Here is an 8,192-nt window from a genome sequence, read left to right on the forward strand (position 1 = left end):
CGTTCGCGGTGGCGTACTCGACGCCGGTGGGCACGATCCTGCACACCGGCGACTTCAAGCTCGACCTCACCCCCGTGGACGGCCGCCGCACCGACCTCGCCCGTCTGGGGGAGATCGCTCGCCGCGGGGTCCGGCTCCTCCTCTCGGACTCCACGAACGCGGAGCGCCCCGGGTACACGGCGTCCGAGACGACGGTCGGCGTCGTGATGCGCGACCTTTTCCGCGACCACCCGGACCGCCGGTTCATCGTGGCGTCGTTCGCTTCGCACCTGCACCGGGTCGAGCAGGTGGCGCGGGAGGCGATCGCGGCCGGACGCCGCGTCGCCTTCCTCGGCCGCTCGATGAGCCAGAACGTCACCCTGGCGCGCGAGATGGGCCTCCTCGACCTGCCGGTGGACCGCGTCATCGACCCCGAGGAGGTCGCCCGCTACGCGCCCGGCGAGGTCTGCGTCATCTGCACCGGATCCCAGGGCGAGCCCATGAGCGCGCTGGCCCTCATGGCCACGCACGAGCACAAGTTCATGAAGGTGAGCGACGAGGACGTCGTCGTGATCTCTGCGCACGCCATCCCGGGCAACGAGCCCAGCGTGCACCGGGTCATCGACGGGCTCCACCGCGCCGGCGCGACGGTGCTCCACGAGGCCACCGCCCGGGTGCACGTGTCGGGTCACGCGTCCCAGGGGGAGCTGCAGTTCATGCTCGGCCTCGTCGACCCCGAGTGGTTCATCCCCGTCCACGGCGAGTACCGCCACCTCGTGCGCCACGCTCAGCTCGCCACCGACATGGGGATGCCGGCGGCGCGGGTCGTGGTGTGCGAGGACGGCGACGTCGTCACGCTGAACGCGCAGACCCTCGAGGTCGAGCACCGCGGCGTCCCCGCCGGCTACCAGTACGTCGACGGCATCGAGGGCGACGTCAGCCACGGGGTGCTGCGCGACCGCCGCAACCTGGCCGAGGAGGGCTTCGTCGTCGTCATCGCCACCGTCGACGCTGGCACCGGGGAGGTCGTCACCGGCCCCGAGATCGTGACCCGGGGCTGGGTGTTCGAAGCCGAGGCCGAGACGCTGCTCGAAGAGGCCAAGGCCGCGGTGCGCGACGCCCTCACCCAGCCCCCCGAGGACGGGACCGTCGACTTCGAGGTCCTCCGGAAGAACGCCCGGCGGGCCCTCGGCCGGCTCATCAGCGAGCGGACCCGGCGCCGCCCCGCCGTCATCCCGGTGATCATGGAGGTCTAGTGGGGGAGCCGGTGACGATCCGGGACTGGTCCAACTTCATCGGCGGGCGGGTCGCCCTCGTGACCGGGGCCGGGGCCGGCATCGGGCGCGCGATCGCGATCCAGATGGCGCGCGCCGGCGCCCAGGTGTGGGTGAACGACCTCGCCCCCGAGCGGGCCGACGGCGTGTGCGCCGAGATCGAGACCGAGGGGGGGACGGCCCGCCCGGTGGTCGCCGACGTCTGCGACGGCGACGCCGTCGCCGCCATGTACGCGACGACCGGCGCCCTCGACATCCTCGTCAACAACGCCGGCAGCGGGGTGCGCTCCTGGGGGGAGGGCCAGCGGCTGATCCCGTTCGTCGAATCGGGCCCGGCCGACTGGGACCCCGTCATTCGCGTCAACCTGGCCGGCGTGCTCCACGTCACCCGGGCCTTCCTGCCCGCCATGCTCGAGCGCCGGTGGGGCCGGGTGCTCGTGATCGTCTCGGACGCCGGGCGGCGCGGCGAGCGCCGCCAGGTCGTCTACGGCGCGGCGAAGGCGGCGGCGATGGGGTTCGTGCGCGGGCTGGCCGCCGAGGTGGGGCGGGACGGCGTCACCGTCAACTGCATCTCCCTCGGGTCGATGAAGCACGCCACGCTTGCCGACGCTGTCGAGGCCGACCCCGGCCTCGAGGCCAAGCTGGCCCGGAACTACCCGGTGGGCCGCCTCGGACGGGTCGAGGACCCCGCCCCGCTGGCCGTGCTCCTCTGCAGCGACGCCGCCGAGTGGATCACGGGCCAGGTGTACCCGGTCGACGGGGGCTACGCCCCCGCCCTCTAGTCCCGGTGGCCCGTGCGGCCCCTGTGTCCGCTGGCGTTTTTGGGGCTGGTGTTAGCGTGACCCGGTGGCGTCCCGCACCACCACCCGGACGTGGGGCCGCCGCGCCGCCCCGGCGCGCGCCCATCGCGCCGCGCCGACGCGGCGCCGCGCCGCCCCGGAGCCGACCCGCTCCGACCTCGCCGAGGCCGCCCGCCGCCAGCTGCGCGGGCACCGCGGCGACGCCGCCGGCGTCGGGCTGCTCGTCCTCGCCGCGCTGACCGCCCTCGGCCTGGCCTCGAACCTCGCCGGCGGCCTCGGCCGCGGGATCGCCGACGCCCTCGGCGCCCTCGTGGGGCAGGCCCGCTACGCCGTGCCGGCGGCGTGCGCGGTCGCCGCCGTCGCCTGCGTGCGGGCCCGGCCTCCCGTCGACCCCGACGCCGACCCCGACGCCGCCGAGGCGGGGCCGGCCCCGCTGCGGGTCGGGCTCGGCGCCGCCCTCCTCGGCCTGTCGGTCGTCGGCATCCTGCACCTGATCCACGGCTCCCCCGACGTCGCCGGGCCGGTCGACGCGCTGCGCGCCGCCGGCGGCTACCTCGGCGCCGCCAGCGGGGGCGCGCTGGGCGCCGTGGCCGGGACCGTGGGCGCCGCGGTGGTGCTCGTGGGCCTGGGCCTGCTCGGCGCGCTCCTGGTCTCGGGCCTGTCGGCCCGACGCGCCGGCGCCGGCGCCGCCGCCGCCGCCGTGGCCGCGCTGCGCCTGGCCCGCGGGGTGGCGAAGCCGCCGCCGGGCCCGCCCGCGGTCGGCGTCGACGACGCCACCGCCGCCGGTGCGGACGACGTCGCGGTCCCGAGCGACCTCTACGACGTCGAGCGCGACCCGGCCCCCGACGAGCCCGGCCCGGACCCGACCGTGCCGGTCGCGGCCCCCGTGCGGGTGGTGGAGGAGGCGGACGGCCAGATGGCCCTGGCGGTGGCGCGCGCCGGGCGGGCGGGGTCGTGGACGCTGCCCCCGCCGACGCTCCTGGCCCGCAGCGGCGCGGCCAAGGCCGACCGCCGGCTGGCCGAGGCCGCCGGCGCGGTGCTGGCCGGGGCGCTGGCCCAGCACGGGGTCGACGCCCGCCTCATCGGCATGACGATCGGGCCGACGGTGACGCGCTACGAGCTCGAGCTGGCGCCCGGCGTGAAGGTCAACCGGGTCACGAGCCTCGCGCACGACGTCGCCTACGCCATGGCGTCGCCCGACGTCCGCATCCTGGCCCCGATCCCCGGTCGCAGCGCCATCGGGGTCGAGGTCCCGAACCGCCAGCGCCAGCTCGTCACCCTCGGGGACCTCCTCGCCACCCCCGAGGCCGCCGCCGCCGCCGAGCCGCTCGCGGTCGCGCTCGGTCGCGACATCGCCGGGCGCCCGGTGATGCTCGACCTGGCCACGCTCCCGCACGTCCTGATCGCCGGCGCCACCGGCGCCGGCAAGTCGAGCTGCATCAACTCGCTCGTCACGTCGCTGCTCATGCGCAACACCCCGGACCGGGTGCGGCTGATCCTCGTGGACCCGAAGCGGGTCGAGCTCGGCGGCTACAACGACGTGCCGCACCTGCTCACCGCGGTGGTCACGAACCCGAAGAAGGCCGCCAACGCGCTCGACTGGGCCGTGCGCGAGATGGACCTGCGCTACGAGCTGCTCGCCGACGTCGGCGTGCGCGACCTGGCCGGCTACAACGCCGCCGTCGACCGCGGCGACCTGCCGACGCCGGAGGAGCCCGATCCCGTCACCGGCCGCGGCTACGAGCGGCTGCCGTACATCGTCGTCGTCGTCGACGAGCTGAACGACCTGATGATGGTGGCGGCCCGCGACGTCGAGGCCAGCATCTGCCGCATCGCCCAGATGGCGCGCGCCGTCGGCATCCACCTCGTGATCGCCACCCAGCGGCCGTCGGTCGACGTGATCACCGGGGTCATCAAGGCCAACGTGCCGAGCCGCATGGCGTTCTCGGTCACGAGCCTCGCCGACTCCCGGGTCATCCTCGACCAGTCGGGAGCCGAGAAGCTCGTCGGCCAGGGCGACATGCTCCTCGTCACGGCCAGCGAGAGCCGGCCCCGCCGCATCCAGGCCGCCTGGGTCGACGAGACCTGCATCCACAAGGTCGCGGCCCACTGGCGCCGCCAGGTCACCGAGCCCCAGTACGTGGACGGGATCGCCGAGGACAGCGCCGCCGGGGGCCGGGCGGGCGCCGACGCCGACGACGACGACGAGCTGCTGGCCGAGGCGATGGAGCTCGTGGTGCGGTCCGGGCTCGGGTCCACGTCGATGCTGCAGCGGAAGCTGCGGGTCGGGTTCGCCCGGGCCGGGCGGCTCATGGACCTCCTCGAGCGGCGGGGGGTGGTCGGGCCGTCCGAGGGCTCGAAGGCCCGCAGCGTCCTCATGACCGTCGAGGAGTTCGAGGAGCGCCCGGCCCCGGCCTGACGGCTCAAGGGGGCGGAGGGGCCTGCCGTAAACCTCGACGAGGGGCGGGCGTGCAGCCGGGGGTTGCATGCTCCGCAAGCTGGCCTTTCGGACGAAGCTCGTCCTCGTCGTGGCCGTGCCCTGCTTCGCGCTGCTGGGCTTCGCCGGCCTCACGATCAACAGCCGCTTCGACGCCCTGTCGAGCGAGCAGCAGTACGGGCACGTCGAGCGGGGCTTCAGCGCCCTGGCCCGGCTCAGCCGCAGCGTCGCCGACGAGGGCGTGGCCTCCCAGTGGTTCATCCGGGCGCCGATCCCCAACCCGCCGAGCTCGAAGACGCTGATCTTCGACACCCGCCTGTCGACGGACACCGCCGCCGACGAGCTGCGCGCCGCGGTCCCGTCGCTCGACGGGCGCGTCAGCCCCGCCACCATCGGCCTGATCGAGGGCGTCCTGACCCGGGTCCGGCAGATCCAGGTCGGGGTCGGCAGCCAGCCCGGCGTCCGGGCCGAGGTCGACGCCCAGCGGAACCCCGGCGCCGTGTACACGGGCCTGGCCGACCAGTCGATCGTCGCCGCGGCCGCCGTGGCCCGCGACATCAACGACCGCGGCCTCTCGACCAGCCTCCTCGGCGTGGTCGACCTGCGGCGGGCCCAGGTGGCCGCCGCCGCCGAGGCCTCGGTCGCGGTCAACTGGCTCCTCGGCGGGCCCGGGGACGTCGCGGCCTGGGACGCCGCCGTCCACGACCAGGACACCGCCACGAACGCCTTCTTCGCCACCTCCACCCCGGCCGAGGCGCGCGCCCAGCGGGCCGCCGTCGGGACCCGGCCCCCCGACCCGCTGCGGTCGAACGTCGCCGGGGTGCTGCCGAGCGCGTTCCCCGCCACCCGCAGCAGCGTCTACGACTACCTCCGCGCCGTCCTCACCAAGCAGTCGAACACCGACCAGGGCGTGAACGCGGTGCAGGCGGTCGTCGACCGCACCGCCGCCAGCAAGGAGTCCGACGCCCGCACCCAGCTCGAGCTGGCCGCCGGCGGCACCGCGCTGCTCCTGGCGCTCGTGCTGGCGCTGACCTGGTCGCTCATCCAGTCCGTGACCCGGCCGCTCCGGGCCCTGACCCGCGCCGCGCGCAACGTCGCCGAGCGGCGCCTGCCCCAGCTCGTCGACACCGTGCGCGCGGGCGGGAACCTCGCCCCCGACCAGCTCGAGCGGCTCGCCCCGATCAACGTCGAGTCGCACGACGAGATCGGCGACCTCGCCGAGGCCTTCGGCAACGTGCAGCGCGTCGCCGTCACGGTCGCCGAGGAGCAGGCGGCGCTCCTCCGCAAGGGCATCGGCGACCTCTACGTGAACCTCGCCCGGCGCAACCAGAGCCTCCTCGACCGGCAGCTGGCGCTCCTCGACGATCTCGAGCGCGACACCGGCGACCCCGACGAGCTGGCCACCCTCTTCGAGCTCGACCACCTGTCGACCCGCATGCGGCGGAACGCCGAGAGCCTGCTCGTCCTCTCGGGCTCCGAGCAGCCGCGGCAGTGGCGCACCGCCATCCCGATCATCGACGTCGTGCGTGCCGCCGCGGCCGAGATCGCCGACTTCGCGCGGGTCCGCTACGCCGGGTTCCAGGGCGACCTCGCCGTGGGCGGCCACGCCGTCTCCGACGTCACCCACCTCCTCGCCGAGCTGCTCGAGAACGCCACCGCCTTCTCGCCGCCGGCGACGCCCGTGCTCGTGTCGGCCGCGCCGAGCGACCACCGCTACGTGATCACGGTCACCGACGAGGGCATCGGCGTCGACGACGAGCGGCTGGCTCGCCTCAACGCCCTCCTCAGCCACCCGCCCGCGCCGGGGCTGGCGCTCTCCCGCACCCTCGGGCTCCACGTCGTCGCCTACCTCGCCGCCCGGCACGGCATCTACGTGCAGCTGCGGCGGGCGCCGACGGTCGGCATCGTCGCGGTGGTGGCGCTCCCGGCCTCGATCCTCGCCCGCGCCTCGGCCCCGCCCCCGGGCCCGGACCCGACGACGCTGGCCCGGCCGGGCGAGGGGACGGGCCCCGTCCTCGAGACGGTCGGGGCGCCGGCCCGCCCGGCCGCGCCCCCGGAGGACCGGGCCACGGCCCCGGTCCCGGTGGCGGTCGGCCTCGCCGACGCCCCGCCGCCCGGCTCGTCGGCGCCCCCGGCCCCGCCGGGACCCGGCCGGGAGCACCCGCTGCCGCGGCGGGTCGGCCGCGGCGCCGCCCCCGACGCCGACCCGCTCGTGGCCCGGGTGCCCGGCACCCACCTCTCGCACCGGCCGGCGCCGCCGCCGCCCCCCGGCGAGGCGCGGCCCCGGCCCGAGCGCGTCCACGACCTGCTCACGCGGCACGCCCGCGGCGTGCGCGAGGGCCGGCAGCACGAGGACGACCCGTGATCCGGATGAGCGCCGAGGCGCGCAACCTGAACTGGCTGGTGTCGAACTTCGTCGCCGGCGTGCCCGGCGCCACCCAGGCCGCGGTCGTGTCGTCCGACGGCCTGCTCATCGCCATGTCCGACGGCCTCGACCGCGTCGACGCCGACCGGCTGTCGGCGGTCGCGGCCGGGATCCAGAGCATCGCCCGCGGCGCCGCGGGACCGCTGCGCGGCGGCGCCGTCCACGAGACCATCGTCGAGTTCGAGCACGCCATCCTCTTCGTCATGAGCGTCAGCGACAGCTCGGCGCTGGCGGTGACCGCCACCCGTCCCTGCGACGTCGGCCTCATCGGCTACGAGATGGCGGTCCTGGTCGAGCGCTGCGCCGCCGCGCTCACCCCCGCCGTGGTGGCGGAGCTCCAGACGGCGTTGCCGCAGTAGAGGGGAACCAGGTGACGCTGACCGGACCGGAGCCGCGCCTGCCGCGGGTCGTGCGCCCCTACGTGCTGACCGGCGGGCGCACGAGGGCGGCCGGCCCGACGCTGGCGCTCGACGCGTCCGTGTGCACCACCGCCAGCGCGCCGACGCGGCCGCTGCCGGCGACACCGGAGGCGGCGCGCATCATCGACCTGTGCGCGGTGCCGACCTCGGTCGCCGAGCTCGCCGGCCGGCTCACCCTGCCGGTCGGCGTGGTCCGGGTGCTCGTCGGCGACCTGGGCGCGCTCGGCGCCGTGACCGTGAACCCACCGACCCCGGTCAGCGCCGCGACCGACACCGGGCTCCTGACGAGGCTCCTCGATGGCATCCGCGCTCTCTGACCGCACCCTGCGCCCGCTGGCGGCGCCGCTGTCGATGAAGGTCGTCGTCGCCGGCGGCTTCGCGGTCGGCAAGACCACGTTCGTCGGCGCCATCTCCGAGATCGAGCCGCTGCGCACCGAGGCCGAGATGACGGTCGAGAGCCTCGGGCTGGACCACGCGGGACCCGTCGCCGGCGTCAAGCGGGGCACGACGGTCGCCATGGACTTCGGCCGGATCACGATCGACGAGGAGATGGTGCTGTACCTGTTCGGCACCCCGGGTCAGGACCGCTTCTGGTTCCTCTGGGACGAGCTCGTGCGCGGCGCGGTCGGAGCCGTGGTGATGGTCGACACCCGGCGGCTGCAGGAGTGCTTCGCCGCCGTCGACTACTTCGAGCACCTCGAGCTGCCGTTCGTCGTGGCGGTCAACCTCTTCGACGGCGTCGCCACCCACCATCCCCGCATGGTCCGGGAGGCGCTCTCGGTCCCCGCCAACGTCCCCGTCGTGCTCTGCGACGCCCGCCGCCGCAGCCACGTCCAAGAGACCCTCGTGCTCCTCGTC

At 75.8% G+C, this 8,192-nt stretch carries 7 protein-coding genes; all 7 read left to right on the top strand.

What is annotated here, in order from left to right; genetic code table 11:
• A partial coding sequence (locus VG869_04365; protein ID HEV3450420.1) for a ribonuclease J occupies positions 1-1,235 on the top strand: 1,235 nt, incomplete at its 5' end.
• Positions 1,236-1,246: 11 nt separating this feature from the next.
• Positions 1,247-2,035, top strand: a complete 789-nt coding sequence (locus tag VG869_04370) for an SDR family oxidoreductase (protein ID HEV3450421.1) — start codon at positions 1,247-1,249, stop codon at positions 2,033-2,035.
• A gap of 64 nt (positions 2,036-2,099) precedes the next feature.
• Positions 2,100-4,472 (top strand): DNA translocase FtsK, encoded by a 2,373-nt coding sequence (locus VG869_04375; protein HEV3450422.1) that lies wholly within the window; start codon positions 2,100-2,102, stop codon positions 4,470-4,472.
• A gap of 67 nt (positions 4,473-4,539) precedes the next feature.
• Positions 4,540-6,855, top strand: coding sequence for an ATP-binding protein (locus VG869_04380; GenBank protein HEV3450423.1), 2,316 nt, complete (start codon positions 4,540-4,542; stop codon positions 6,853-6,855).
• A complete protein-coding gene (locus VG869_04385; protein ID HEV3450424.1) occupies positions 6,852-7,274 on the top strand; it encodes a roadblock/LC7 domain-containing protein in 423 nt (140 codons plus the stop codon). Before VG869_04380 ends, VG869_04385 begins: the two co-directional genes overlap by 4 nt.
• Positions 7,275-7,285: 11 nt before the next feature.
• Positions 7,286-7,651: a DUF742 domain-containing protein gene (locus tag VG869_04390; protein ID HEV3450425.1), complete on the top strand. Its 366-nt coding sequence runs from the start codon at positions 7,286-7,288 to the stop codon at positions 7,649-7,651.
• On the top strand, positions 7,632-8,192 hold a 561-nt coding region (locus VG869_04395), incomplete at its 3' end, for an ATP/GTP-binding protein (GenBank protein ID HEV3450426.1). The genes VG869_04390 and VG869_04395, both read left to right, overlap by 20 nt.

It is taken from the genome of Acidimicrobiia bacterium (assembly GCA_035948415.1).
GTDB lineage: Bacteria > Actinomycetota > Acidimicrobiia > IMCC26256 > PALSA-555 > PALSA-555.

Coding starts and splice junctions, on each gene's coding strand:
- VG869_04380 (HEV3450423.1), top strand. CDS start 4,540: ATGCTCCGCAAGCTGGCCTTTCGGACGAAGCTCGTCCTCGTCGTGGCC.